A 24,400-nucleotide genomic window follows, 5' to 3' on the forward strand; every position below is an offset into this window, starting at 1 on the left:
CCCCCACCAAACCCCCCCTCTTCCACCCCCCCCCCCCCCCCCCCCCCCCTCCCCCCCCCCCTCCCCCCCCCCCCCCCCCCCCCAGGCGGGGGTGTGGGTGTGTCCGTGGTTGCTACGCGGGGGCCGGGTGCCCGTTCCACCGCGTCGTCACACGGTTCGGGTCCCGGGTCCGACGGTCGGTCGCGATCCGCCTCGGGCGCATCGCCGATCGACGACTGTCGGCAAGTCAGTCAGCGCAACACAGGCAGGTCTGCGTGCGGCACAGGTCCACTGCGCGCCGCTTGGTGAGGTCGTCCGCCTGTCGCTTCACACCATCGATCGTAGGGAGGGTGGGCCACTCGTGTCATGCACGGCCCAAGATGTGAGACAAAATTGTCCGCCCATTGAGATGGGCGGACAATTGGCACCGCTTTGTCATGGTTGGGCGGGCGGGATCTCCAGCAGTTCCGCGCCGTCGCCGACGGTTTTGACGGCGAATCGGGTGATCTCCCCGACCGGGATGCTGGTCGCGCCCCGGATCGGGTCGCCGGGGCCGTAGTCGCCGTTCGGGACCACCCACGAGGACGCCGTCTCCACCCGCCCCCGGGTGCCGTAGACGTCGAGCTGACAACGGGTGCCCGGCCGGATGCCGGACAGCGACAGGTCCACGCTGCTGCCCCACGCGGTGGCGGCGTAGCGCAATTCGGCGCCCATGCCCGAGCGCGGGTCGCCGCCGCGGGCGATCCGAAGGCCCGGCAATCCGGGCGGCGCCGCGGTCCCGGCCGGACCGGCCGTCGCGGTCGGGCGCCCCGGGGGCGCGGTCGTCGACGGTGCGCCGGCCGCGTCGCCGGTGTCCGAGGAGTCGCCGAGGGCCCAACCGGTGAGCCCCGCGAGGACCATCAACACGGCCGCCGCGGCGGCCACCGCATGGCGCGACCGGCGGCGCCGATCCGCCTGTCGGGCCGCGGCGGACAACACGCGTGCGGGCACGACGCCGTTCGCGGCCGCGCCGCTTGCCTGCGCCTCGGCCGCGGTCAGCCGGGCGAGCAGGGTGGGCAGGCCCGCGAGTTCTTCGTACTCGGCCCGGCAGCGCGGGCACGTGGCCACGTGTTGACGGACCCGGGCGGCCTCGTTCTCGTCGAGGGCGCCGACCACGAACGCGCCGAGGTCCAGGCGGGCCACCGCGCAGCCCAGCCGGGCGGGTGGGCCCGCCGGCTTCGGCGGATGCGCGTCGGGAGCGGCGCCGCTCGCCGCCGCGTTCTCGTCCCCGGTGTCCGTCACGGGACCAACCCCCTTTCCTCCAAGGCCACGCGCAGCGCTCGCAGCGCGTAGTACGTCCGTGATTTGACCGTGCCCTCGGGTACTCCCAGGGCCTTGGCCGCGTCGGCCACCGAACTGCCCCGGTAGTAGGTCTCCAACAACACCGCGCGGTGCTCGGGGCTCAGCGCGGCCATCGCGTCGGCGACGTCCCACGCGAGCACGGCCCGGTCGAACTCGGCCTCGGCGCCCTCGTCCGCCACCGTCGCCAGCGCCGCGTCGCCGGTCTCGGGCGGGCGGGCCTTGCGGGCCCGCCCGACGTCGATCACCACGTTGCGGGCCACCGTGCACAGCCAGCCCCGGACCGAGCCTCGGGTGGGGTCCAGCGCCTCGGGGTGGCGCCACGCGCGCAGCAGCGTCTCCTGGACCACGTCCTCGGCCCAGGCCCGATCGCCGCCGGTCAGCCGCAGCGCGAAACCCAGCAGCGGGCCGCCGTGTTCGAGGTAGAGCGTGCGGATGACCGCCTCGTCGGCGGTGGATATTCGGGACGCCGAGTGCAGCGGGTCGGCGGCGGGACGGTCGTCCCCGCGAGCGGGACGGGCCAGGAAGGCCCGAGCCGCCGCCGGGTCCGCCTGCGCCTCGGCGCCGAGCAGTTCCGAACGATGCGTCACACCCGCCATACGGGCGGGCGGGTCCGGCGGTTCATCCCGGCTCCCGGGGCGGGACCGGCGGTATATCCACGGCATGGCCGCATCCTCCCGTGGCGGAGCCGCCGCCGTACGGTCAATCAGCCGATCATGACCCGTCCCAGCAGGTACGCGGCCGGCGCGGCGAGCGCGAGCGGCAGGGACACACCGGCGGTGAAGTGCACGAACCTGGACGGATGGTCGTAGCCGGCGATCCGCCGGCCGAGCAGCCCGAGCGCCGCGGCGCCGGCGCCGAGCAGCGCGGCGTACGGCGCCTCGCCGCCGAGCGCGATGCCCGCGCCCGCGCCGGCCGCGGCGCCCAGCAGCCAGGACGGGATCGGTGCCACGGCCGGCGGCAGCGGCACCGCCCGGACCAGCGTCGCGACACCGGCCGCGAACACCGCGGCGACCACGGCCGCGCCCGCGTCGATCGGCCCGCCCTCGAGGTCGCCTGCGACCAGGTAGGCGACGTCGAACGCGGCGATCAGCGCGGCGGACGTGGTCACGGTGAGCGCGGGCAACAACTCGCCCGGTCGGGCTCCGCTCCGGGCCTGGAGCGCGAGCACCACCAGCAGCGTGCAGGCGAGCACGGCCGGCACGCTCGCGAGCCCCTGCTCGCCCTTGGCGTACACCGCGATGTCGGTGGCGAAGGCGGCGAGCACGACCAGCGCGATGCCCTGGCGCGCGGGCCACATGCCGTTGAGCCGGAACCACCCGGCGGCGGTGAGCACTTGCAGGAACGCGACGCCGAGCACGAGGGCCGGCTTGCCGGCGATCGCGGTCACCGCCAGGACCGCGGCCAGGCCGACCGTGCACAGCGCCGGCAACATGCCCGGCGGATCCCAGATCGGCGTCCGGGGCGTCCGCGCGGCCCGCGTGGACGGCTCGCCCGTGCGCTGGGCGGGCACCCGCGCGACCCGACGACCGGTGCCGACGGCGGGCTCGAGGGCGGGCTCGAGGGCGGTGGCCCCGGCCGCGTCGAGGGCGTGGTCCGCGTCGTAGTCGGTCCCCGGGTAGTCGGTCCCGGAGTAATCGGTCCCGGAGTAGTCGGTCCCGGAGTAATCGGTCCCGGCGTAGTCGGCGCGCCCCTCGTCGTAGAGGTCGACCTCGGCCCCGTACCCGCCGGAGTGGTCCGTCCCGGCCTCGGGAAGCGGCTCGACGATCGCCGGCAGCACGCTCGTCGCGCCGTCCTGGTCCGGGTATCCCGAGCCGTACGCGTCGTCCCGGCCGGATTCGGCGAGCGCGGGCGACATCTCCGTCGCGTCCGGGTAGCCGTACCCCCCGCCGGGCCCGCTCGGGACCGGCTCGGCGTACGCCTGCGGAGGGGACTCCTGCGGATAGGACCCCTGCTGGGGGTAGGGCTCCTGTGCATAAGGCTCCGGCGCGTAGGACTCCGGCTCGTAGCCCTGCGCGGCGTAACTCCCGTGCGACCCGTCCGGCCCGGCGTAGGACTGTTGCGGGTAGCCGTGGCCGCCGTGCTCGACGGGCTGCGCGTACGGCCCGGGCTCGGCGTGGCCGCCGCCCGGGTGTGGCCCCCCGTACGCCTCGCCGGCCGGGGCGCCGTACGGCTCGCCGTAGTGCTCCCCGGCCGGTGCGAAGGCCGGTTCGCCGTAGCCGGGTCCCGACGCGCCCGGGTCGGCCTGCGGGTCGCCCTGGTACATCGCCGCCGGGTCGTACCCGCCCGGCTCCTCGTATCGGTCGCCCGTCGGGCGTCCGCGTCGCCCGCTCATCCGCCGGCGAAGGGGGGCAGGACCTCGACGGTGCCGCCCTCGGTCAGGGTGATCGCCGAGTGGTCGCGCAGTCCCACCGGATCGCCGTCCACGAGGAAGGAGCAGTTCGCGACGACCGCGCCGAAGCGGGTCGAGTCGCCGTGCCGCTCTCGGGCCCGCCGCAGCGCGTCGGCGAGGGTGACCGCGTCGTACGGCTCCTCGGGCGTGCCCGCGGCTTCCTTCGCCGCGGCCCAGTACCGCATGGTGCCGACCGCCATCGCGCGCCCTCCCGTGTGTCCGTGTGTGCGTCCGCGGCTGGTGTGCCCGAACGGCGCCGAAGTGTGCAGCATCCATGATGACGCCTCCCGACGGGCCGTTCGGTCCCCCGGCACCCGGATCACCCCTCGGCGTGCGCCCGGGCCCACCGCGCGATCCGGTCCACCAGGTCGGCGCCGACCGCGTTCTCGGCGTGGCCGAGGCCGGGCTCGACCCACAGGTCCTTCGGGGCTCCGGCCGCGTCGTGGATCTGTCGGGGGTGGTCCAACGGGAAATACGGGTCGCTGTCGCCGTGCACCACGAGCAGCGGCGTGGGCGCGATCGCCGCGGCGGCCTCGAACGGGGCGAGCGGCACCGGATCCCACGTTCGGGCGGAGATCCGGGTGCGCAGCACGAAGCGGGCCACCGCCCGCCCGGTCCGGCGCTCGATCGCGAAGTGCACCCGGCGCATCGGCGGGGTGTCCCGGTAGTACCAGCGGGCCGGCGCGCTCACCGCGACCACCGCCGCGACGCCGTCGTACAGCGCCGCGTGCCGCAGCACGACGCTGCCGCCCATCGAGAAGCCGACCGTGACCACCCGTCGGTAGCCGAGCCTGCGGGCCCATCCGACCGCCGCCTCCAGGTCGCGCACCTCGCGATCGCCCACCGTGCTCAGCCCCGTGGACGCGCCGTGGCCGCGGAAGTCGAAACCGATCACCCCGCCGTGCGCGCGCAGCCCGTCCAGCACCGCGCCGACGGCCGGCCGACGCCACGAACCGGTGAACCCGTGGGCGACCACGAAGACCCGATCGCGGGTGCCGACATCGGCTCCGGGTCGGTGGACGGCGCTGATCCGCACGTCGTCGTCGGTGATCAGGACGGCCTGCTCGGGTGCAGGCATTCCGGTGAAAGACGGACCCGAAGGTGTCCGCAGTGCGGGAAGATCCCCGGGTAGGTCGGTTCCTCGAGACATGTTCGCTATCCTGACCCCGCAGGCTCACCTCCGATGACGGGCACACCCCACGGACCCCAGAAGTGGTTCCCGAACGGTTACGGAATCGGACGAGCCGGCGACCAATGAAGGATCCGGGCGACGATGCCCCGGGTCCTTTCGTGTTTCTGTGCCTGTTTTGGGAGGTGTCCCGTTGAGTGCACTGCTGCTGCTCACGAACGCGCTCCAGCCGTCGGCCGAGGTGCTGCCCGCGCTCGGTCTGCTGCTGCACCAGGTACGCGTGGCCCCGGCGGAGGCCTCCGCGCTGGTCGACGCGCCCGCCGCGGACGTCATCCTGGTCGACGGCCGGCGTGACCTCCCCCAGGTGCGCAGCCTGTGCAGGGTCTTGCGCACCACCGGGGTCGGTGCCCCGCTGGTGCTGGTGGCCACCGAAGGCGGCCTGGCCGCGCTGACCGCGGACTGGGGGGTCGACGACGTCCTGCTGGACACCGCCGGGCCCGCCGAGGTCGAGGCCCGGTTGCGGCTGGCGATCGGCCGGCTCCAGGCGGCGCAGGGTGCGGAGGACGAGCCCACCGAGATCCGCAACGGCGACCTGAGCATCGACGAGGCCACCTACAGCGCGAAGCTGCGCGGCCGGGTGCTCGATCTGACGTTCAAGGAGTTCGAGCTGATCAAGTACCTCGCGCAGCACCCGGGCCGGGTGTTCACCCGGGCCCAGTTGTTGCAGGAGGTGTGGGGATACGACTACTTCGGCGGCACCCGCACGGTCGACGTGCACGTACGCCGACTGCGCGCGAAACTCGGGCCCGAGCACGAGTCGTTGATCGGCACGGTGCGCAACGTCGGCTACCGGTTCGTGGTGCCCGATCGGGGCGTGGGCGAGCCCGCGCTCGCCGACCGCACGTGATCCACCCCTCGGCGCCGGGCCCGTCGATCGACCCGACGGGGCGTCACATCCCTTGCCCACACGCACAAAGCAGACTTATCCGGAGCAACACGGAGGACCATCCCGTCCCGCGTCCAGGTTGTGAACTCCCGTGAGTCGCGCCGGTCGCCGTCCCTACAATGACCGGGTGCCCAAAGTGACCCGCGACGACGTCGCCCGCCTCGCGGGGACCTCCACCGCGGTGGTCTCCTACGTCGTCAACAACGGCCCGCGCCCGGTCGCGCCGGCCACGCGCGAGCGTGTGCTCGCGGCGATAGACAAGCTGGGTTACCGGCCCGACAGTGTGGCCCAGGCGATGGCCAGCCGCCGGACCAACCTGATCGGCCTGGTGATCCCCGACGCCCGACAGCCGTTCTTCGCCGAACTCGCGCACACCGTCGAGCAGGCCGCGTTCGAACAGGGCCGGTTGGTGCTGATCGGCAACTCCGACTACGAGGACGACCGCGAGCTGCACTACGTGCGCGCGTTCCTGGGCATGCAGGTGTCCGGACTCGTGCTGGTCAGCCAGGGCCCCTCCGAGCGCGCCGCGCGCGAGATCGCCACCCGGGACGTCCGGGTGGTGCTGATGCACCGTCAGCCCGACGCGCTGGGCGGCGACGCGGTCATCGTGGACGACGTGGAGGGCGCCTACACGGCGGTCCGCCACCTGCTCGACACCCACGGCTTCACCCGGGTGGACTGCCTGGGCGGCCCGCCCAGCACACCGGACTCGGGCGACCCGGTCACCGACCACGTCACCGGTTGGCGGCGGGCGATGGCCGAACGCGGGCTGCCCACCGACGGTCTGCTGCACGAGGCGCCGTTCGGCCGGTTCGGCGCCTACCAGGTCGCGCTGTCGCTGCTGACCGGCCCGGATCGGCCCCGGGCGCTGTTCTGCTCGACCGACGACCAGGCGATGGGTGTCCTGCACGCGGCGCGCGAGGCGGGCCTGCGGGTACCGGACGACCTCGCCGTGGTCGGCTTCGACGACATCGCCGAGGCGGCGATCGCCGATCCGCCGCTGACCACGGTGACCTCGGACCGGCCGGGCATGGCCCGCGCGGCGGTCGAGCTGGCCCTGGAGCGCGAACCGGCCGCGGCCGGCGACCCCAGGGTGCGTACCTTCCCGTCCACGCTGGTGGTCCGGCGAAGCTGCGGCTGCGGCTGACGGCGGCGCGACGACCCGAGGCGGCGCTCAGTACCGTAAAGGCCATGGACCTCGCGGATGTGTCGATCGAGACGGTGAATCGGGCCTCGGCGCAGGACGCCGAAGCCGTACTGGCCCTGGCGGAGACGGCGGCCGGCGTCGACGGTGCCTCGCCGCTGTCCGAACAGTCCCGGCTGGAGTTGCGGCACGGCGCGCCGGCGGCGCGCGAGGTGCTCGCCCACCACGGCGACACGATCGTCGGCTTCGCGCACCTGGACGGCTCGGACCCCGTGGACGGTCCGTCCGCCGAGTTGTTCGTCGCACCGCACGCGCGCGGCGGGGGCCTGGGCCGGGCGCTGCTGGAAGCGCTGGTGACCGAGGCCGCCCACATCGACGGGGACGGCAGGCTGCGGGTGTGGGCGCACGGCAAGCTGCCCGCGGCCGAGCGGCTGGCCGCGGCACTCGGCTTCACCGCGTTCCGTGAGCTGTGGCAGATGCGTCGCGCGGCCGGTACCGCGGTGCCCGACCTGGACGTGCCCGCCGACGTGCGGCTGCGCGCCTTTACCCCCGGCACCGACGACCGGGCCTGGCTGGCGCTCAACGCCAAGGCCTTCGCACACCACCCCGAGCAGGGCGCGTGGACCGCGGACGACCTGCGCCGGCGGTTCGCCGAGCCGTGGTTCGACCCGGCCGGCTTCTTCCTCGCCGAGGACACGAACAGCGGCGAACTGCTCGGTTTCCACTGGACCAAGACGCACCCCGCGACCGCGGACTCGGGCCCGCTGGGCGAGGTGTACGTGGTCGGTGTCGACCCGGCGGCCCAGGGCCGCGGGCTGGGCGCGCTGCTGACCTCGGTGGGTCTGCGGCACCTGGCCCAGCACACCGTCGACGGTCGTCCGCTTGCCGAAATACTGCTTTATGTGGACGCGGACAACGAGGCGGCGGTCAAGGTGTACACCCGTTTGGGCTTTCGCGTGCATACCGTCGATGTGATGTACCGACGCTGAACACCGTGTGAAACCTGGCGAACATCTGTTTCGGGTCGGGGTCGCACAGGTGCACATAGACCATCGCGAAAAGACAATGGTCTGATGAACGCCGAAACTCCCGCCGCGCGATCCTCCCGACACCTGGCCGTGGCCGTGCCCCCGGCGAAGGCAGGCGCCACGGCCACGGTCACCGCGGCGGCGCCGCGAGTGGAGGCCGACCTGCCGCCGGACCGGTTCCTGGACCGCGAGGGCAGTTGGCTGGCGTTCAACGAGCGGGTCCTCGAACTGGCCGAGGACCCGAGCACGCCGCTGCTGGAGCGGGCGCGGTTTCTGGCCATCTTCGCCTCCAACCTCGACGAGTTCTTCATGGTCCGGGTGGCCGGCCTCAAGCGCCGGATCGCCACAGGCCTGGCGGTGCGCGCGGCCAGCGGGCTCCAGCCGCGCGAGGTGCTGGAGAACATCTGGTCGCGCAGCCGTGCGCTGATGGCCCGGCACTCCACGTGCTTCCACCACGACGTGCTGCCCGCGCTCGGCGAGGCCGACATCCAGTTGCTGCACTTCGACGACCTGACCGACGGCGAGCGGCAGTCGTTGTACGCGCTCTTTCGCGAGCGGGTCTTCCCGGTCCTGACCCCCTTGGCGGTGGACCCGGCGCACCCGTTCCCGTACATCTCCGGCCTGTCGCTGAACCTGGCCGTGATCGTGCGCAATCCGCGCTCGGGCAACGAGCACTTCGCCCGGGTCAAGGTGCCGCCGCTGCTGCCGCGCTTCGTGGAGACCTCGCCGGCCCGCTTCGTGCCGCTCGAGGAGGTGATCGCCGAATTCCTCGGCGACCTGTTCCCGGGCATGGACGTGCTGGGCCACCACGCGTTCCGGGTCACCCGCAACGAGGACCTGGAGGTCGAGGAGGACGACGCGGAGAACCTGCTCCAGGCGCTCGAGCGGGAGTTGATGCGCCGTCGGTTCGGGCCGCCGGTCCGACTCGAGGTCGAGGAGAACATCGACCCGCACGTACTCGACCTGCTGGTACGCGAGCTGGGCGTGGGTGAGAAGGAGGTCTACCCGCTGCCCGGTCCGCTCGACCTGACCGGGCTGCACGCGATCGCCGACCTGGACCGGCCCGAGCTCAAGTTCGGCCGGTACGTCGCCGGCACCCACCGCGACCTGGCCGAGGTGGAGACCGCGCAGGCCGCCGACGTGTTCGCCGCGATGCGCAAGCGCGACGTCCTGGTGCACCACCCCTACGACTCGTTCGCGACCTCGGTGCAGGCCTTCCTCGAGCAGGCCGCCTCCGACCCGCACGTGCTCGCGATCAAGCAGACGTTGTACCGCACCTCCGGCGACTCGCCGATCGTGGACGCGCTGGTGGACGCCGCCGAGTCCGGCAAGCAGGTACTGGTCCTGGTCGAGCTCAAGGCCCGCTTCGACGAGCACGCCAACATCACCTGGGCGCGCAAGCTGGAGCAGGCCGGCTGCCATGTCGTGCACGGCGTGGTGGGGCTCAAGACGCACTCCAAGCTGAGCCTGGTGGTCCGCCAGGAGGGCGACACGCTGCGCCGCTACTGCCACATCGGAACCGGCAACTACAACCCCAAGACGGCCCGGCTCTACGAGGACCTGGGCCTGCTGACCGCCGACCCGCAGGTCGGCGAGGACATGTCGAACCTGTTCAACCGGCTCTCCGGCTACTCGCGCGCGCAATCGTTTCGGCGGTTGCTGGTCGCCCCGCACTCGCTGCGCAACGGCCTGGTCGAGCGGATCGAGCGCGAGGTGGACAACCACGAGCAGGGGCTGCCGGCGTACGTGCGGCTCAAGTCGAACTCGCTGGTCGACGAACTGGTGATCGACGCGCTGTACCGCGCCTCGCAGGCCGGGGTCCCGGTCGATCTGTGGATCCGCGGCATCTGCGCGCTGCGCCCGGGTGTTCCCGGACTGTCCGAGACCATCCGGGTGCGCAGTATTCTCGGGCGATTTTTGGAACACTCGAGGGTATGGGTGTTCGCCGGCGGCGGCGAACCGGAGGTGTGGATCGGCAGTGCCGACCTGATGCACCGCAACCTGGACCGCAGGGTCGAGGCCGCGGTGCGGCTGCGCGGCGATCGACACCGCGACGAGATGACGTCCTTCATGGACCTGGGGATGAGCCCGGAGACCGCGTCCTGGCATCTGGACCGGGACGGCGTCTGGACCCGGCACGCGACCGCCGCCGACGGGACCCGGCTTCGTGACGTGCAGGAGCACCTCATCGAGACCCGGAGGCGCAGACGTGGCCCGGAGTAAGCAGGCGACGACCATCCCTCGGCAGCGCGCGGCGGCCGAGGACACCTCGGCCGGCGCGATCCTGCTCGCGCATCTGGTCGGGGAGGCCGGGGCGTTCATCGACGAGTTGCCCCGATTGAGCGCGGGCGAGGAGGAGGCCGCACACAACGCGCGGGTGGCCGCCCGGCGCATCCGCAGCGCGCTGGCCACGTGCGGACCGCTCCTGGCGCCGGAGCCGGCCGCGCTGCTGCGCACCCGGCTGCGCGACGCCGCGGACGCGCTGGCGGGCGAGCGCGACGCGGAGGTGCTCCTCGAACGCCTGTCGGCCGACCTGGACGCGCTGCCCGAGCGGCCCGGCACGGCCAGGGCCCGGGCGATCCTCACCCGCCGGCTGCGCGGCGATCAGGGCGCCGGCCGGGCCCGCGCGCTGGACGCGCTCGGCTCGGGGGTGTTCACCACGCTGTCCGCGGACCTGGTCGAACCGGCCCTGGGCCTGACCTTCACCGAGCGCGCCGCGGCCCCGGGCGCCGAGGTCGTACCCAAACTGGTCGCCCGCACGCTGCGCCGGCTCGACCGCGCCGCAGGGGCGCTGCCGCTGGAGGCGGCCGGGGTGCCCTATCCGCCGGACCACGCCGGGTTCACCCCGTACGCGGGCACCGACGACGAGGCCTGGCACCGGGTGCGGATCCTGGCCAAGCGGGCCCGCTACGCGGCCGACATGTGCGTACCCGCGTTCGGGCCGCCGGCAGCCCGACTGGCCCGGCGGCTCAAGGCGGTGACCGAGGTGCTCGGCGTGCACCAGGACGCGACCATCGCCGCCGACGCGATCGCCGAGCTCGCCGCCGGGCCCCGGGTCGGCGGGCCGGCCGCCTTCGTGTTGGGCGAGTTGTACGCGCACGAGCGGCAGGTCGCCACCGCTCGGCGGTACGCGTTCACGCGCGTGTGGCCCAGGGCCTGCACGCCGGACGTGCGGGCGTGGCTCGATGGATGACCCCGCTCGGGTCGCGCACACCGGGCGCGACCCGGTGCTCGCCGCGGGCGGGGTGTTGTGGCGCCGGTCCGGGGACGGCGTGGAGGTCGGGCTGGTGCATCGACCGCGCTACGACGACTGGTCCTTCCCAAAGGGCAAGCTGGAGTCCGGCGAGCCCGCGGTGGTGGCCGCCGTGCGCGAGATCGCCGAGGAGACCGGTTACCGGGCGATCCTGGGACGGGAGTTGGGCGTGCTCAGCTACCCGATGCACTCGCGCGATCGCCTCAAGATCAACCGCTACTGGGTCGCCGAGGCGGTTGCCGGCGAGTTCGCCCCCAATCCGGAGGTGGACCGGATGTGGTGGGGCCCGCCGGAGGAGGCCGCGACGTTGACCGGGACCCCGGACTACACCGCGTCGCTGACCGACGCGTTTCGCACCGGACCGCCGCCCGCGACGGTCCCGGTGCTGGTGCTGCGCGCGGGTCCGGCGTACGCGCGGGACCTGGTGCCGATGCTCGCCGCGTTCGGTCCGGTCGAGGTGCACGGCGCCACGACGCCGGCCGCGGTGGCGACGGTGGCGCCGTATGTCGCGGCGGTGGGCGCTCGGATGCGCTCTACCGCGTGCTCGGTGGCCGACGCGCTGCGCGGCGGCCGGCCCACGCTGCTGTGCGCGCCGGTTCCGGACCTGCCCGGCGGCGCTCCCGGGATGACCGCCGCGCGGCTGGCCGCCGAGCCCCTGCTGCCCGGGGAATTCGCCGTGTTGCACGCGTGGGCGGGCCGCGTGGTGGCCATGGGCCGGTACGCCCCCTACCCGACGGGGAGCTGAGCACTCGGTCAAGTCGTGATCACGGTTCACTGAACGTCACCCGGCGTGCATCTGAACAGTGGGTGAACGCGATTCGGCGTGCGCGACAAAGGGCCAGTTCACGGGCGGTAAATGGCTACATGAGCGGACAATTCATCCAGCGGTCGGCTTATCTGACTCGACCGTTCGAGTTCACCCTCGGTTCACTTTGCGCGGCGGATCGCTTCATTCTCACGGCCTAACTTCATGGATGACGGCGACCGTTCGGGTCGTCGCACCACGAGTCGAGTTCGATCGAAAGGGAGCGCCGTGACCATTCGGCCCCGCAGTGTCCGTCGCGGTATCGGCTTCACCGGCCTGGCACTCGCCGGCGCGCTCACGCTGGCCGCGTGCGGCTCCGACGACAACAGCTCGGGGGACGACAACAAGTCGTCGACGAAGGCGGCCTCGGCTCCCGGCGCAGAGGCGCCCAAGGGTGACTGCGGCACGGGCAAGATCGCCGGCGCCGGCTCCAGCGCCCAGAAGAACGCGCTGGACGAGTGGATCAAGGCCTACCAGGCCAAGTGCTCGGGCGCCTCGATCGACTACGCGGGCTCGGGCTCGGGCGCCGGCCGCCAGTCGTTCTTCGACAAGCAGGTCACCTTCGCCGGCTCCGACTCGGCGCTCAAGCCGGAAGAGGTCGCCAAGGCCGGCGCCGCGTGCGCTCCCGGCCAGGCGATCAACCTGCCGATGGTGACCGGCCCGATCGCGGTGGCGTACAACCTCTCCGGCGTCAAGGACCTGGTCCTGGACGCGAAGACGATCGCGGGCATCTTCAACGGCAAGATCACCAAGTGGGACGCCGCCGAGATCAAGGCGTTGAACCCGAACGCGCAGCTGCCGTCGACCCCGATCCAGACCGTGCACCGGTCCGAGGCGTCCGGCACCACCGAGAACTTCACCAAGTACCTCAAGGCCGCGGCCCCCGCCGACTGGACCTTCGACGCCGCGCAGGACTGGAAGGCCCCGGGCGGCCAGGGCGCCAAGGGCAACGACGGTGTCGCGGCGATCGTCAAGCAGACGCAGGGCGGCATCAGCTACATGGAGCAGTCCTTCGCGGAGAACTCCGGCCTGGGCATCGCGCAGATCAACACGGGCGCGTCGGCTCCGGTCAAGCTCACCGCCGAGGCCGCGGGCAAGGCCGTCGAGGCCGCGAAGATCGCCGGTCAGGGCAACGACCTGAAGCTGACCGTGGACTACGCGACCAAGGCCGAGGGCGCCTACCCGATCATCCTGGTCACCTACGAGATCGTCTGCGAGAAGGGCACCCCGGCGGACAAGCTGCCGCTGCTCAAGTCCTTCCTCACCTACACCTCCAGCGCCGAAGGCCAGAAGGTCCTCGCGGGCATCGGCTACGCGCCGCTCCCGACGACGATCGCGGACAAGGTCCGCGCCGCCGTGGCCGGTCTGTCCTAGTCCGAGCCCGCTGAGCGACCGACTCGTACGGAGAGAGATGTCCACCACCACCCCCACCGCACCGGCGGAACCCGAGCGCAAGGCCCCTGCGGCCAAGCGCACCAAGGTTCGGCCGGGCGACCGGATCTTCTCCGGTGCCGCCCGCGGCGCCGGCATCAGCCTGCTCGCCATCATGGCCGCGATCGCGATATTCCTCGTGGTCAAGGCGACGGACGCGCTGTCGAAGAACCAGGGCAGCTTCCTGACCGACCAGGGTTGGGACCCGAACGCGGCGAAGCCCGCCTTCGGCGTCGTCACCCTCGTGTTCGGCACGGTTGTCAGCGCCACCATCGCGATGGTCATCGCGGTGCCGGTCGCGGTGGGGGTGGCGCTGTTCATCACGCACTACGCTCCCCGGCGGATCGCCCAGACACTCGGTTACATCGTCGACCTGCTGGCCGCCGTGCCCAGCGTGGTCTACGGCCTGTGGGGCTACATCTTCCTGGCCCCCAAGCTGCTCGGCCTGCACGCGTGGCTGTCCGACTACCTCGGCTGGATCCCGCTGTTCGACAAGGAGCAGGCGGGCGTCACCGCCCGCACACTGTTCACCGTCGGCATCGTGCTCTCGATCATGATCCTGCCGATCATCGCGGCGGTCACCCGAGAGGTCTTCCTCCAGGTGCCCCGCGCCCACGAGGAGGCCGCGCTCGCGCTCGGCGCGACCCGCTGGGAGATGATCCGGGTCGCGGTACTGCCCTACGGCAAGCCCGGCATCATCAGCGCCTCGATGCTCGGCCTGGGCCGGGCGGTCGGCGAGACCATCGCGGTGGCGATGGTGCTCTCCCCCAGCTTCGTGGTCTCGGTGCACATCCTGGACCCGGGCAACAACACGATCGCGGCGAACATCGCGAACCAGTTCGGTGAGTCCAACGACATCGGTCGCGGTGCGTTGATCGCCTCGGGCCTGGTCCTGTTCGTCATGACGCTGCTCGTCAACGGCGCCGCGCGCGTCGTCATCAACCGGCGCAAGGCGTTCTCTGGAGCGAACTCATGACCGTCCTCGACACGGGCGACAAGCGCCCGGGCATCGGTTCGGACGCGGTGGAGAAGGCCGGTGGTCTGCCGGATCCGCGCGCGGCCTCGCTGACCCGCCGGACCCTCCCGCGCTCGGTGCCGTGGGCGATCGCGGGCGGCGGCGTGGCGCTGACGGTCGTGCTGAAGCTGGTCCTGGACAACTGGGCCCTCGCGGTCTTCCTCGCGGGTGTGGCCTTCATCGTCGCCCTCTCCGCCGTCTCCTGGCGCTACGAGGACAGCCGTCGGGCCCGGGACCGGTTCGCCACGAGCCTGATCTCCACCGCGTTCGTGCTCGCCGTACTGCCACTGATCTCGCTGCTCGGCTACACGATCCAGCGCGGCTGGGACAAGCTGACCCCTTACTTCCTGACCCACTCGATGCGCGGCGTGGGCGCCCGGGACGACACCGGCGGCGTCTACCACGCGATCGTCGGCACGCTGGAGCAGGTCGGCCTGGCCACCTTGATCGCGGTCCCGATCGGGCTGCTCACCGCGATCTACCTGGTCGAGTACGGGCGCGGCCGGCTGGCCAAGACGGTGACGTTCTTCGTGGACGTGATGACCGGGCTGCCCTCGATCGTCGCGGGTCTGTTCATCTACGCCTTCTGGATCATGATGCTGGGCTTCGAGGCGTCCGGCTTCGCCGGGTCGCTGGCGCTGATGATCCTGATGTTGCCGACGGTGGTGCGCTCCGCCGAGGAGATGCTCAAGCTGGTCCCGAACGAATTGCGCGAGGCCAGCCTGGCGCTGGGCATCCCGAAGTGGCGCACCGTGCTCAAGGTCGTGCTGCCCACCGCGTTCGGCGGCATCGTCACCGGTGTCATGCTCTCGATCGCCCGGGTCATCGGCGAGACCGCGCCGCTGCTGCTGCTGGTCGGACTCACCCAGTCGATCAACACCGACCCGTTCTCGGGCTGGCAGTCGGCGCTGCCGCTGTACGTCTTCGACCAGAACCACGCGGGCAACCAGTTCGCCGAGGAGCGGGCCTGGGCCGCCGCGCTGACGCTGATCCTGATCGTCATGATCCTGAACCTGGCGGCGCGGTTGATCGCCCGCTGGAAGGCCCCGAAGGGGAGCCGATGAAGTCCCTGACGACCCGACCGGCCGACCGCGGCACCGACAACCGCACCGATTCCGAGGCAGGAATGACCAAGCGCATCGAAGTTTCCGGACTCAACGCCTACTACGGCTCGCACAAGGCCGTCGAGGACATCTCGATGACCATGGAGCCGCGTTCGGTCACGGCCTTCATCGGTCCCTCCGGCTGCGGCAAGTCCACCTTCATTCGCACCCTCAACCGCATGCACGAGCTGATCCCGGGCGCCTCCGTGGACGGCTCGGTCGCGCTGGACGGGCAGGACCTGTACGGCAGCGAGATCGACCCGGTCGCGGTGCGCCGCACGGTCGGCATGGTGTTCCAGCGGCCCAACCCCTTCCCGACCATGTCGATCTACGACAACGTCGCGGCCGGGCTCAAGCTCGCGGGCATCAAGCGCAAGGGCGACCTGGACGCGATCGTCGAGCGCTCGCTGCGCGGCGCGAACCTGTGGACCGAGGTCAAGGACCGACTGAACAAGCCCGGCGCGGGCCTGTCCGGCGGTCAGCAGCAGCGGCTGTGCATCGCCCGCGCGATCGCGGTCGAGCCGCAGGTGTTGCTCATGGACGAGCCGTGCTCGGCGCTCGACCCGATCTCCACGCTCGCGATCGAGGACCTGATCGCGCTGCTCAAGGAGCGGTACACGATCGTCATCGTGACCCACAACATGCAGCAGGCCGCGCGCGTCTCGGACAAGACCGCGTTCTTCAACCTCGCCGGCCCGGGTCAGCCCGGTCGCCTGGTGGAGATCGGCGACACCGAGACGATCTTCTCCGCGCCGACCCAGGAATCCACGGCGGACTACATCGCCGGCCGGTTCGGCTGACGGTCGAAGCGTCGACGGACGTCGGGATGGACATGCGAGAGGGCCCACACCGGGACGGGTGTGGACCCTCTCGTTCGATATGTCGCCCGCGGGCCGGTTACCCCGTACGTCCTGCATCGCGTACGCGGCACACGGTCCGCGGATCAGCCCGCGATCAGGTGGGTGATCCAGTACACGCAGGCCGCGACCAGGCCGGCGGCCGGCATCGTGGTGAACCAGCCGATCAGGATGTTCTTGGCGACGCCCCAGCGCACCGCCTTGACCCGCCTGGTCGCGCCCACGCCCATGATCGCCGAGGTGATGATGTGCGTGGTGGAGATCGGCGCCTTGAAGACGTACGCCGTGGTGTACAGGATCGAGGCGGCCGTGGTCTCGGCCGCGAAGCCCTGCGGCGGGTCCAGCTCGATGATCTTGCGGCCGAGCGTGCGCATGATCCGCCACCCGCCCGCGTAGGTGCCCAGCGAGAGCGTGACGGCGCAGGCGAGCTTGACCCACACCGGGATGCTGTCGCCCTGTTGATGACCGCTGATCACCAGCGCCATCACCACGATGCCCATCGTCTTCTGGGCGTCCTGGATGCCGTGCCCGAGCGCCATGCCGGCGGCCGAGACGGTCTGCGCCAGCCGGAACCCGCGCTTGGCCTTGTGCGGGTTGGACTTCCGGAACAGCCAGATGATCCCGACCATCACCAGGTAGCCGGCGACCAGGCCGACCACCGGCGACAGGAACATCGGGATGACGACTTTGTCGATCACCCCGCTCCAGTAGACGGTGCTGGAACCCGCGAGCGCGGCGCCGACCAGGCCACCGAACAACGCGTGCGACGAGGACGAGGGCAGTCCGAAGTACCAGGTCAGCAGATTCCAGAAGATCGCGCCGACCAGCGCCGCGAACAGGATGATCAGACCCTGGTCACCTTCGGGGGTGGCGATCAGCCCCTCGCTGACGGTCTTGGCGACGCCTTCGCCGAGGAAGGCTCCCGCGAGGTTCATCACCGCGGCCATGGCCAGTGCCGCGCGCGGAGTCAGTGCCCGGGTGGACACCGAGGTCGCGATGGCGTTGGCCGAGTCGTGGAAGCCGTTGGTGTAGGTGAAGAAGAGCGCGACGCCGATGACGATGATCAGACCAGTGAGTTCCACTGGGTCAGGACTCCTTGACGGCGATCGTCTCGACCGTGTTCGCCACGTGCTCGAACCCGTCCGCGGCCTCTTCGAGCACGTCGACGATGCCCTTGAGCTTGAGCACCGTCAGCGCGTCGTACGCACCGCTGAACAGGTGCGCCAAGAGCTTGCGGTGGATCTGGTCGGCCTGGTTCTCGAGCCGGTTGATCTCGATCCAGTACTCGGTCAGGTCCTTCATCGTGCGCAGCCGGGGCATCGCCTCGGCGGTCAGCTCCGAGGCCCGCACCAGCACCTCGATCTGGTCCGCGACCTGCGGGGGGAGTTCGTCGAGCTGGTACAGCACGACCAGGTCGACGGCCTCTTCCATGTAGTCCATGACGTCGTCGAGTTGCGACGCGAGGGCGTAGATGTCCTCGCGGTCGAACGGCGTGATGAAGGAGGCGTTGAGCTGGCGCATGATCGCATGCGTGGTGTCGTCACCGGCATGCTCGGCCGCGCGCATCCGTTCGGCGATCTCCGGACGAGCGGAGACCTCTGCGCCGAGCAACTCCGTGAGGAGCTTGGATGCGGTGACCAGGTTGCTCGCCGCTGCGGCGAACATGTCGTAGAAGCTCGTCTCCCTGGGGGTCAGACGCAATCGCACTGGAGGTCTCCGGGATAATGAAAGTGGTCGGCGTCGATGCTAGGCGCTCCGGCAGTGCCGCACACAAACCGGGGAGCCGACGCGGACCCCGACCGTACCCGGCGGTAATGCGACGCGCGCGCAGAGCGACGAACGGGCATGCGGAACCGCCCGTTCCGCCGCCCATGGCGCCCGTCACACGGCCAGAGTATGGGTCCGGGCACCCCTCGAAGGACAGAGCGGCCTACGCTCGATCCATGTCGCCCACATCACACGAACCGGAATCGGCGATTCGGCATGACCGCCGGCGGATCGGGTCGACGGGTGCGGGCGGCGCCGTCGGTGCGTGATCGAATGCTTGCCGGATATACCCCCCGGGGGTAAATTTGGAACGTGGACGGTCACCCGATCGGGCCATGGACACGTGGGGAACGGCCACAGAGATACGGGAGACGACGGTGGAACAGGATCCGCAGGCACCGGAGATGGCGGCGACGCACGGCGCATCGGGGCACGGGCACGGCTACAGCGGGCGCAAGGACGAGCACCTCAAGCGACTGCGCCGGGTCGAGGGACAGATCCGCGGGTTGCAGCGGATGGTCTCCGAGGACGAGTACTGCATCGACATCCTGACGCAGGTCTCGGCGGCGACCAAGGCACTCCAGTCGTTCGCGCTGAGTCTGCTGGAGGAGCATCTGGGCCACTGCGTCGCGAACGCGGTGGAAAAGGGCGGACCGGAAGCGGACGAAAAGGTCAAGGAGGCGTCCCAGGCGATCGCACGCCTGGTGCGCTCCTGAGGCCGCGGCGACGGGGGCCGGCCCGGGTGTGGGTCGCCGTCCCCCAGCCGCCGACCAGCCCGAGCACGGCGTCGATCTGAGCCTGCGTCAGCGGACCCTCGCTCGCCGACGCCGCGATCATCAGGTCGCCGTAGAGTTCGATCTCGTCGAGGACGACGTGGTCGTGCACACCGCGATCGGAGAACCGTGACACCCACATCACCTCCTCGTGCGCACCCCGGACGGGCCTCGGCCCATCCAGCGTAGGGGCGGGTCCGCGGCGCGGACATGGCACGCCTGGGTCATATGGGGACCGCCCGGAACGACTCCGCGGGAGTGACTCAGCCGCGCTTGGCGGGTGTTCCCGGCGGGGTCGGCGCGACGTACAGGTCCTTGGCCTCGGGCGGCTTGACGTCGACCACGACCCCGAAGTCGTACAACTCGGCCGAGGAGTGCACCTTCGCGGTCGGCGGTGCCGCCTTGCCCTCCTCCGGGCCCATCACGAACGCGAACGACTCGTCGACCCGGCGCAACCGGCCCGCGTCGTCGAGGTAGGCGTCGAACGGGATCGGCGCGCCGTCGAAGGTCTTCAGCGCCGCGGCCAGCGGCCCGCGCACCTCCGGCGCGGTCAGGTCGTGCGCCTTGCGGATGTCCAGCGTGCCCCGATAGTGCCGCACGGTGTCCGCGCCCATCTTCTCGGTGCCCACGAGCACGACGTCGTCGTTGACCCCGCGCAGTATCTCGAAGGACGTCCCGGGGTCGGTCGCGCCGCCGCTGACCAGGTTGCCGTCGGCCAGCCCGTCGATCGCCAGTCGCACCCACTTGTCCTTCGGGATGCCCGGCGACCCGTTCTTCATGTAGAGCGCCTCGGGGGTGAGGATCTCCTGGAGCGGACCGGCGATGCCGGAGTCCTTGGGCGCGTCCACGGTGAGGGTGCCGATGTGGCGGACATAGTCGAACATGCCCTGACCGGTGAGCTTGACCACCCGGTCGTTGTTCTGCATGGTCATCGTGGTTCGGGTGCGTGAACTCTTCGCGCCGGTGGTGACGTCCGCCGCCTTGCGGACGGCCAGCACCGCCTCGGACGGGCCGCTCGCGGCCCCGCCGCCGCCCTCGACCCGTGCTCCCTGGGGCTGCACATCGTCACCCTGACAGCCGGTGACCCCGGCCAGGACGAGGGCGCAGCAGGCACTCGTGAGCACGGTGCGGACCAACATGTGGGTTCTCCCGGATGCTCTGAATCCTCGCGTGACGGCCGGCCACGCGGCGGCGGCTCGACGGGACAACGAGCGAGGCGGCGCCGGGTTACGGCCGTTCGGGGGACCTCGGGTCCACGAGCGCCGGGTCCGGGACCGGGGCCGGGTTCGGTGTGCGCGACCACTCCAGGTGCCGGCGGGTCAGTTCCTCGGCGCCGGCCGGATCGCGTGCCTCGATCAGGTCGAGCAGCCGGTGGTGTTCGGCCGCGATCAGGCTCCGGTCGGCCGGCTCGGTCAGCGGACGCGGACCGTACAGCCGGGCCTGGGCCCGCAGTTCGCCGACCATCCGGACCAGGCGCGCGTTGCCGGCCAGGCCGAGCAGGTGGGCGTGGAAGCGGTCGTCGGCGTCCACGTAGTCGAGCACGTCGGCGCGGTCGATCGCGTCGGCGAGTTCGTCCACCAGTGCGCGCAGGGCCGGCAGCGCGTCCGCGATGCCGTCCCGGGCGAGCCGCCCGATCGTGGGTATCTCCAGGAGTTCGCGCAGGTCGTGGATGTCCCGCAGGTCGGCCGCGGACACGGCGCGAACCCGGAAGCCCTTGTTGCGGACCGGCTCGACCAGGCCGTCCTTGGCCAGGTCGAGCAGCGCCTCGCGGACCGGGGTCGCGGACACCCCGAAGCGGGTGGCCAGGGCCGGCGCGGAGTAGACCACCCCCGGCTGCATCCGGCCCGCCACCAGCGCCGCCCGGACCGCGCGCGCGACCTGTTCACGCAGGCTCAGCCGCTCGCCCAGGCGTCCCGCGTCGCGGCCGCCCTCGGTATCCGTTCCCATCGTGTGTCCGCCCCCCTCGGCCGCGTCGCCGTCAGCCGGCCGGGCGTGCTCGGTCCGTCACCAGCACCCGCAGCGGGCCGCGTTCCACCTGCCGCACCACCGGTTCCAGGACCCGTCCCACGACCATCGACCCAACCACTGCGACCAGCGCGCCGAGCGCGAACCCGGCGAGCACGTCCGTCGGGTAGTGCACGCCCACGTACAGCCGGGAGAAGCCGGTGAACACCGCCGCGAGCACCGCCAGGATCCCCAGTCGCCGGTCCACCAGCAGGATCCCGACCGCCAGCGCCATCGTGGTCAGCGCGTGGTCGGAGGCGAAGGACGGGTCGGTCTTGCCCTCGACCAGCACGTGCAGCCCCTCGTGGCTGAGGAACGGACGCGGTCGATCGACCCAGTCGCGCAGCGGCGCGTTGGCCAGCTCCGCGACCAGGGCCGCCAGCGGGGCCCACACCAGGCCGGCCACGGCCGCTATGTGGTCGGGGCGGGCGCGGGCCCGCCACCACGCGAGCAGGCCCAGTACGGCGAGTACGGCGAACATGCCGTACTCGCCCATGAACTCCATGCCCCCGTGCGCCCATGAGGTGTGCTCGGTGAGTCCGTTGACGTCCCGCAGGACCTCGATGTCGAGGTTGTCGTCCGTACTCTCCGCCAGGACCTGCAAGGACACCGGTGAACCCCTTCGCGTGGTGCTGTTGGTGCTGTTGGTGCCGTCGGTGCCGTCGCAGCAGCGGACGGAACCGTCGGAGTGGTGTCGCCGCTACTTGCCCTCGTACGCGTTGACGACTTCCTCCATCGGACCATCCATCTTGATCACGCCCTGGTCGAGCCAGATCGCCCGGTCGCAGGTGTCCCGGATCGACTTCATGCTGTGGCTGACCAGGAAGACCGTGCCGGCCTCCTTGCGCAGCTCGCGGATCCGGGCCTCGCTCTTGAGCTGGAACTCGCGGTCGCCGGTGGCCAGCGCCTCGTCGATCATCAGCACGTCGTGTGTGCGTGCGGCCGCGATGGAAAAGCGCAGGCGGGCCGCCATGCCGGACGAGTAGGTCCGCATCGGCAGCTTGGTGAAGTCCTTGCCGTTGTAGTTGTTCAGCCCGGAGAACGAGGCGATCTGGTCGTAGTTGGCCTCGGCCTCGCGCTGGGTCATGCCCATCGCCAGGCAGCCCAGGATGATGTTCCGCTCGCCGGTGAGGTCGTTCATCATCGCGGCGTTGACGCCCAGCAGGGACGGCTGGCCGTCGCTGTAGATCTTGCCAGTGGTGGGCGGCAGCAGGCCGGCGATGCACCTCAGCAGCGTGCTCTTGCCCGAACCGTTGCGCCCGATCAGGCCGATCGCCTGGCCCTTGTAGGCGACGAAGCTGACGCCTCGTACGGCGTGTACCTCGGTGATGCCCGCCGCCTTCTTGCGCAGCGCGAGCCGGGACAGCGCGGACGTGGCACTGCCCTTGCCCGAGGAGGCGCCGTGCACGCGGTAGATCAGGTGCACGTCGTCGACCACGACGGTCGGCGGGATCTCCTCCTGCGGCTGCGCGGGCTGCGGGGCGTTCTGCTCGGGCACCTCGACCTCGGAATTCGCGCCGGCCTCGGCCCAACTCATGATCGCGGGCTGCTCAGCCACGGCCGTACCTCTCTTCCGCCTTCCAGAAGTACACGTAACCACCGATGCCCATCACCAGCGCCCAGCCCACCGCGTAGCCCCACACGTGCAGCGGGAGCGTCTGGTGGCTTTCGATGAGCGAGTCGCGGATCACCTCGATGTAGACCGCTCCCGGGTTCGCCTCCAGCACGCGGGCCACCCAGGCGGGCGCCTTGTCGGTGTAGGAGTCCAGGCTGTAGAAGACGCCGCTGAGGTACAGCCAGGTGCGCAGCAGGAACGGCAGAAGCTGCTTGATGTCCACCAGCACCGCGCCGATCCGGGCCAGGACCAGGCTCAGGCCGACGTTGAAGACGAACTGCAGCACCAGCGCGGGCAGCACGAGCAGCCACTTCAGGGTGAGCGGCTCACCGGTGCCCAGCACGATCGCGCACAGCACGACCATCGAGAACATCAGTTGCTGGAGCTGCACGATCGTGAAGGAGATCGGCAGGCACGCCCGTGGGAAGTGCAGCGCGCGGATCAGGTTGAGCTGATCGCTGATCGCCCGACTGCCCGCGAGCACGGCGCTCTGCGTGAAGGTGAACACGAAGACGCCGGTGACCAGGAAGGCGACGTAGTTGTCGATGCCGTCCTTGGTCTGCACCAGGTAGCCGAAGATCAGGTAGTACACGGCCGCGTTCATCAGCGGTGTGAGTACCTGCCAGACCTGGCCGAGCTTGGCGGTGCTGTACGTCGCCCGGGTCTTGGCGTTGGCGAAGGCCACGATGAAGTGGCGTCGGGCCCAGAGCTGCCTGGTGTAGGAGAGCAGTCCGGGACGGGCCCCGCTGACCGTCAGCTTGTAGCGGGCGGCGAGGTCCGCCAGGGGTTCGGTGGAACCGGGGGGCGCCGACGTCCCCTGTGGGCTCAGGGTGTCGGCCTGCGCGCTGTTGGCCACGTTGACACTTTCGTCTGCGTCGGGTCGAAATCGAAACGGTACGGGGATTCCAGCCTGTCAGATGACCGGCGGACGGCCGAGCCTGGTCATCCGCCAGACCGTGCGCCAGGACATCGGCTTGCGCGGGCCACTCGGGGTCTTCCACCCCTCGCGGAAGCCGGCCAGCCAGGCTTGGGCGTTCTCCTTGGACGGCCGGCGGGCGGCGGTCAGGACGACCCACGTGCCCAGATAGGCGGGCACGATCGGCCACGGCAGGTTGCGCCGGGCCAGGTAGACGCGGTTGCGCGCGTTCATCCGGAAGAACGCCGCGTGCCGGGCCGGGCTGGTCTTGGGGTGTTCCAGCACGATGTCCGCGCGGTAGTCGATCTCCCAGCCGGCGTCGAGCGCGCGCCAGGCCAGGTCGGTCTCCTCGTGCGCGTAGAAGAAGTCGTCGGGCAGCCCGCCGACCTCGCGCAGCACCGCCGCGCGCACCGCGCTGGCGCCGCCGAGGAAGGTGGTCACCGGGCCCGAGCGCAGCGGGTCGCCGACCCGGATCCGGGGCACGTGCCGGCGCTGGGTCTCGCCGCTCTCCGGATCCACGATCCGGAAGCTGACGATGCCCAGGCGCGGGTTCGCCGCGAACGCCTCGCGCAGCAGTCGGCCGGCGTCGGTGCCGGCGAGTCGGCCGTCGTCGTCGAGGAAGAGCACCACGTCGACGTCGTCGGGCAGGCCGGCGGTACCCACGTTGCGGCCGGCCGGGATGCCCACGTTCTCCGGCAGGGTGATGCCCACCACGCCCTCGGGCAGCTCCGGCAGCGGGCCGCCGTTGGCCACCACGACCACCGTCATCGGCTCGCCGTGCTGATCGGCCACCGAACGCAGCAGCCGGTTCAGCTCGTCCGGGCGGTCGCCCATGGTCAGCACCACCGCGCCGAGCGCGATCGCCTGTGCCTTCGCCTCGCCCGCGCGCTGCCCCTCGGCAGCCT

At 71.4% G+C, this 24,400-nt stretch carries 25 protein-coding genes; 11 read left to right on the forward strand and 14 right to left on the reverse strand.

All coding sequences use genetic code 11. From position 1 onward, the window contains the following. Window positions 1-226: 226 nt before the first annotated feature. The 6 genes from ACZ4FV_RS11675 to ACZ4FV_RS11700 all read right to left on the reverse strand — a co-directional run bounded on the left by ACZ4FV_RS11675 (window position 227) and on the right by ACZ4FV_RS11700 (window position 4,859). Window positions 227-310: a putative leader peptide gene (locus tag ACZ4FV_RS11675; RefSeq protein WP_360319360.1), complete on the reverse strand. Its 84-nt coding sequence runs from the start codon at window positions 308-310 to the stop codon at window positions 227-229. A gap of 104 nt (window positions 311-414) precedes the next feature. After that, a complete protein-coding gene (locus tag ACZ4FV_RS11680; protein ID WP_402236068.1) occupies window positions 415-1,260 on the reverse strand; it encodes an anti-sigma factor family protein in 846 nt (281 codons plus the stop codon). Further along, window positions 1,257-1,907: a sigma-70 family RNA polymerase sigma factor gene (locus tag ACZ4FV_RS11685; protein WP_395864389.1), complete on the reverse strand. Its 651-nt coding sequence runs from the start codon at window positions 1,905-1,907 to the stop codon at window positions 1,257-1,259. The genes ACZ4FV_RS11680 and ACZ4FV_RS11685 overlap by 4 nt, the downstream gene beginning before the upstream one ends. Before the next feature lie 116 nt (window positions 1,908-2,023). Next, window positions 2,024-3,652, reverse strand: coding sequence for a hypothetical protein (locus ACZ4FV_RS11690; protein ID WP_465322555.1), 1,629 nt, complete (start codon window positions 3,650-3,652; stop codon window positions 2,024-2,026). Beyond that, window positions 3,649-3,909 carry a MoaD/ThiS family protein gene (locus ACZ4FV_RS11695; protein WP_465322556.1) on the reverse strand — a complete coding sequence of 87 codons (261 nt, stop codon included), beginning with the start codon at window positions 3,907-3,909 and terminating at the stop codon, window positions 3,649-3,651. Before ACZ4FV_RS11695 ends, ACZ4FV_RS11690 begins: the two co-directional genes overlap by 4 nt. A gap of 119 nt (window positions 3,910-4,028) precedes the next feature. Continuing rightward, window positions 4,029-4,859: an alpha/beta hydrolase gene (locus ACZ4FV_RS11700; protein ID WP_465322557.1), complete on the reverse strand. Its 831-nt coding sequence runs from the start codon at window positions 4,857-4,859 to the stop codon at window positions 4,029-4,031. 172 nt (window positions 4,860-5,031) lie between these two features. Between ACZ4FV_RS11700 and ACZ4FV_RS11705 the strand changes: the two genes are divergently transcribed. The 10 genes from ACZ4FV_RS11705 (at window position 5,032) to pstB (ending at window position 16,363) form a co-directional block, all read left to right on the forward strand. After that, window positions 5,032-5,745: a winged helix-turn-helix domain-containing protein gene (locus tag ACZ4FV_RS11705; RefSeq protein WP_395864396.1), complete on the forward strand. Its 714-nt coding sequence runs from the start codon at window positions 5,032-5,034 to the stop codon at window positions 5,743-5,745. 166 nt (window positions 5,746-5,911) lie between these two features. Beyond that, a complete protein-coding gene (locus tag ACZ4FV_RS11710; RefSeq protein ID WP_395864397.1) occupies window positions 5,912-6,931 on the forward strand; it encodes a LacI family DNA-binding transcriptional regulator in 1,020 nt (339 codons plus the stop codon). A gap of 44 nt (window positions 6,932-6,975) precedes the next feature. Continuing rightward, a complete protein-coding gene (mshD, locus tag ACZ4FV_RS11715; protein WP_395864399.1) occupies window positions 6,976-7,917 on the forward strand; it encodes a mycothiol synthase in 942 nt (313 codons plus the stop codon). Window positions 7,918-8,001: 84 nt separating this feature from the next. Continuing rightward, the gene (locus tag ACZ4FV_RS11720; protein ID WP_402236059.1) at window positions 8,002-10,179 is read left to right on the forward strand and encodes an RNA degradosome polyphosphate kinase; all 2,178 of its coding nucleotides are present in this window, start codon (window positions 8,002-8,004) and stop codon (window positions 10,177-10,179) included. Continuing rightward, window positions 10,166-11,149, forward strand: a complete 984-nt coding sequence (locus ACZ4FV_RS11725) for a CHAD domain-containing protein (protein ID WP_395864403.1) — start codon at window positions 10,166-10,168, stop codon at window positions 11,147-11,149. The genes ACZ4FV_RS11720 and ACZ4FV_RS11725 overlap by 14 nt, the downstream gene beginning before the upstream one ends. Next, on the forward strand, window positions 11,142-11,954 hold the full coding sequence (locus ACZ4FV_RS11730) for an NUDIX hydrolase (protein ID WP_395864405.1): 813 nt from the start codon (window positions 11,142-11,144) through the stop codon (window positions 11,952-11,954). Before ACZ4FV_RS11725 ends, ACZ4FV_RS11730 begins: the two co-directional genes overlap by 8 nt. Before the next feature lie 288 nt (window positions 11,955-12,242). Beyond that, entirely contained in the window at window positions 12,243-13,388 is a 1,146-nt protein-coding gene (gene pstS / locus ACZ4FV_RS11735) for a phosphate ABC transporter substrate-binding protein PstS (RefSeq protein WP_465322558.1), read from the forward strand. 37 nt (window positions 13,389-13,425) lie between these two features. After that, on the forward strand, window positions 13,426-14,421 hold the full coding sequence (pstC, locus tag ACZ4FV_RS11740) for a phosphate ABC transporter permease subunit PstC (RefSeq protein ID WP_395864409.1): 996 nt from the start codon (window positions 13,426-13,428) through the stop codon (window positions 14,419-14,421). Next, complete coding sequence (gene pstA / locus ACZ4FV_RS11745) at window positions 14,418-15,524, forward strand: phosphate ABC transporter permease PstA (protein ID WP_402236055.1); 1,107 nt, start codon at window positions 14,418-14,420, stop codon at window positions 15,522-15,524. Before pstC ends, pstA begins: the two co-directional genes overlap by 4 nt. Window positions 15,525-15,586: 62 nt before the next feature. Then, a complete protein-coding gene (gene pstB, locus ACZ4FV_RS11750; RefSeq protein ID WP_395864719.1) occupies window positions 15,587-16,363 on the forward strand; it encodes a phosphate ABC transporter ATP-binding protein PstB in 777 nt (258 codons plus the stop codon). 143 nt (window positions 16,364-16,506) lie between these two features. Here the strand turns inward: pstB and ACZ4FV_RS11755 are convergent, their stop codons facing one another. Further along, on the reverse strand, window positions 16,507-17,502 hold the full coding sequence (locus ACZ4FV_RS11755) for an inorganic phosphate transporter (RefSeq protein ID WP_465322559.1): 996 nt from the start codon (window positions 17,500-17,502) through the stop codon (window positions 16,507-16,509). A gap of 4 nt (window positions 17,503-17,506) precedes the next feature. After that, the gene (locus ACZ4FV_RS11760; protein WP_020552276.1) at window positions 17,507-18,127 is read right to left on the reverse strand and encodes a DUF47 domain-containing protein; all 621 of its coding nucleotides are present in this window, start codon (window positions 18,125-18,127) and stop codon (window positions 17,507-17,509) included. A gap of 395 nt (window positions 18,128-18,522) precedes the next feature. Between ACZ4FV_RS11760 and ACZ4FV_RS11765 the strand changes: the two genes are divergently transcribed. After that, entirely contained in the window at window positions 18,523-18,903 is a 381-nt protein-coding gene (locus ACZ4FV_RS11765; protein WP_395864414.1) for a metal-sensitive transcriptional regulator, read from the forward strand. Between the two features lie 320 nt (window positions 18,904-19,223). On the opposite strand, the gene ACZ4FV_RS11770 is transcribed toward ACZ4FV_RS11765, so the two are convergent. From ACZ4FV_RS11770 to ACZ4FV_RS11795, 6 genes are all read right to left on the reverse strand, one after another. Then, window positions 19,224-20,099, reverse strand: coding sequence for an SCO4651 family lipoprotein (locus ACZ4FV_RS11770; RefSeq protein ID WP_395864416.1), 876 nt, complete (start codon window positions 20,097-20,099; stop codon window positions 19,224-19,226). 88 nt (window positions 20,100-20,187) lie between these two features. Then, entirely contained in the window at window positions 20,188-20,907 is a 720-nt protein-coding gene (locus tag ACZ4FV_RS11775; protein ID WP_465322560.1) for a GntR family transcriptional regulator, read from the reverse strand. A 31-nt stretch (window positions 20,908-20,938) separates the two neighbouring features. After that, complete coding sequence (locus ACZ4FV_RS11780; RefSeq protein WP_465322561.1) at window positions 20,939-21,574, reverse strand: phosphatase PAP2 family protein; 636 nt, start codon at window positions 21,572-21,574, stop codon at window positions 20,939-20,941. A 90-nt stretch (window positions 21,575-21,664) separates the two neighbouring features. Continuing rightward, window positions 21,665-22,501 carry an ABC transporter ATP-binding protein gene (locus ACZ4FV_RS11785; protein ID WP_395864721.1) on the reverse strand — a complete coding sequence of 279 codons (837 nt, stop codon included), beginning with the start codon at window positions 22,499-22,501 and terminating at the stop codon, window positions 21,665-21,667. 13 nt (window positions 22,502-22,514) lie between these two features. Beyond that, window positions 22,515-23,435 (reverse strand): ABC transporter permease, encoded by a 921-nt coding sequence (locus tag ACZ4FV_RS11790; RefSeq protein ID WP_395864422.1) that lies wholly within the window; start codon window positions 23,433-23,435, stop codon window positions 22,515-22,517. A gap of 57 nt (window positions 23,436-23,492) precedes the next feature. After that, window positions 23,493-24,329 carry a glycosyltransferase family 2 protein gene (locus ACZ4FV_RS11795; RefSeq protein ID WP_395864723.1) on the reverse strand — a complete coding sequence of 279 codons (837 nt, stop codon included), beginning with the start codon at window positions 24,327-24,329 and terminating at the stop codon, window positions 23,493-23,495. Between the last annotated feature and the right edge of the window lie 71 nt (window positions 24,330-24,400).

Source organism: Embleya sp. NPDC025285, assembly GCF_055558835.1.

Excerpts from the sequence above, each read along its gene's own strand:
- ACZ4FV_RS11690 (WP_465322555.1), bottom strand. The coding sequence starts at position 3,652 with ATGAGCGGGCGACGCGGACGCCCGACGGGCGACCGATACGAGGAGCCG.
- ACZ4FV_RS11695 (WP_465322556.1), bottom strand. The coding sequence starts at position 3,909 with ATGGCGGTCGGCACCATGCGGTACTGGGCCGCGGCGAAGGAAGCCGCG.
- ACZ4FV_RS11700 (WP_465322557.1), bottom strand. The coding sequence starts at position 4,859 with ATGTCTCGAGGAACCGACCTACCCGGGGATCTTCCCGCACTGCGGACA.
- mshD (WP_395864399.1), top strand. The coding sequence starts at position 6,976 with ATGGACCTCGCGGATGTGTCGATCGAGACGGTGAATCGGGCCTCGGCG.
- ACZ4FV_RS11720 (WP_402236059.1), top strand. The coding sequence starts at position 8,002 with ATGAACGCCGAAACTCCCGCCGCGCGATCCTCCCGACACCTGGCCGTG.
- ACZ4FV_RS11730 (WP_395864405.1), top strand. The coding sequence starts at position 11,142 with ATGGATGACCCCGCTCGGGTCGCGCACACCGGGCGCGACCCGGTGCTC.
- pstC (WP_395864409.1), top strand. The coding sequence starts at position 13,426 with ATGTCCACCACCACCCCCACCGCACCGGCGGAACCCGAGCGCAAGGCC.
- pstA (WP_402236055.1), top strand. The coding sequence starts at position 14,418 with ATGACCGTCCTCGACACGGGCGACAAGCGCCCGGGCATCGGTTCGGAC.
- pstB (WP_395864719.1), top strand. The coding sequence starts at position 15,587 with ATGACCAAGCGCATCGAAGTTTCCGGACTCAACGCCTACTACGGCTCG.
- ACZ4FV_RS11765 (WP_395864414.1), top strand. The coding sequence starts at position 18,523 with ATGGACACGTGGGGAACGGCCACAGAGATACGGGAGACGACGGTGGAA.
- ACZ4FV_RS11770 (WP_395864416.1), bottom strand. The coding sequence starts at position 20,099 with ATGTTGGTCCGCACCGTGCTCACGAGTGCCTGCTGCGCCCTCGTCCTG.
- ACZ4FV_RS11775 (WP_465322560.1), bottom strand. The coding sequence starts at position 20,907 with ATGGGAACGGATACCGAGGGCGGCCGCGACGCGGGACGCCTGGGCGAG.
- ACZ4FV_RS11785 (WP_395864721.1), bottom strand. The coding sequence starts at position 22,501 with ATGAGTTGGGCCGAGGCCGGCGCGAATTCCGAGGTCGAGGTGCCCGAG.
- ACZ4FV_RS11795 (WP_395864723.1), bottom strand. The coding sequence starts at position 24,329 with ATGGGCGACCGCCCGGACGAGCTGAACCGGCTGCTGCGTTCGGTGGCC.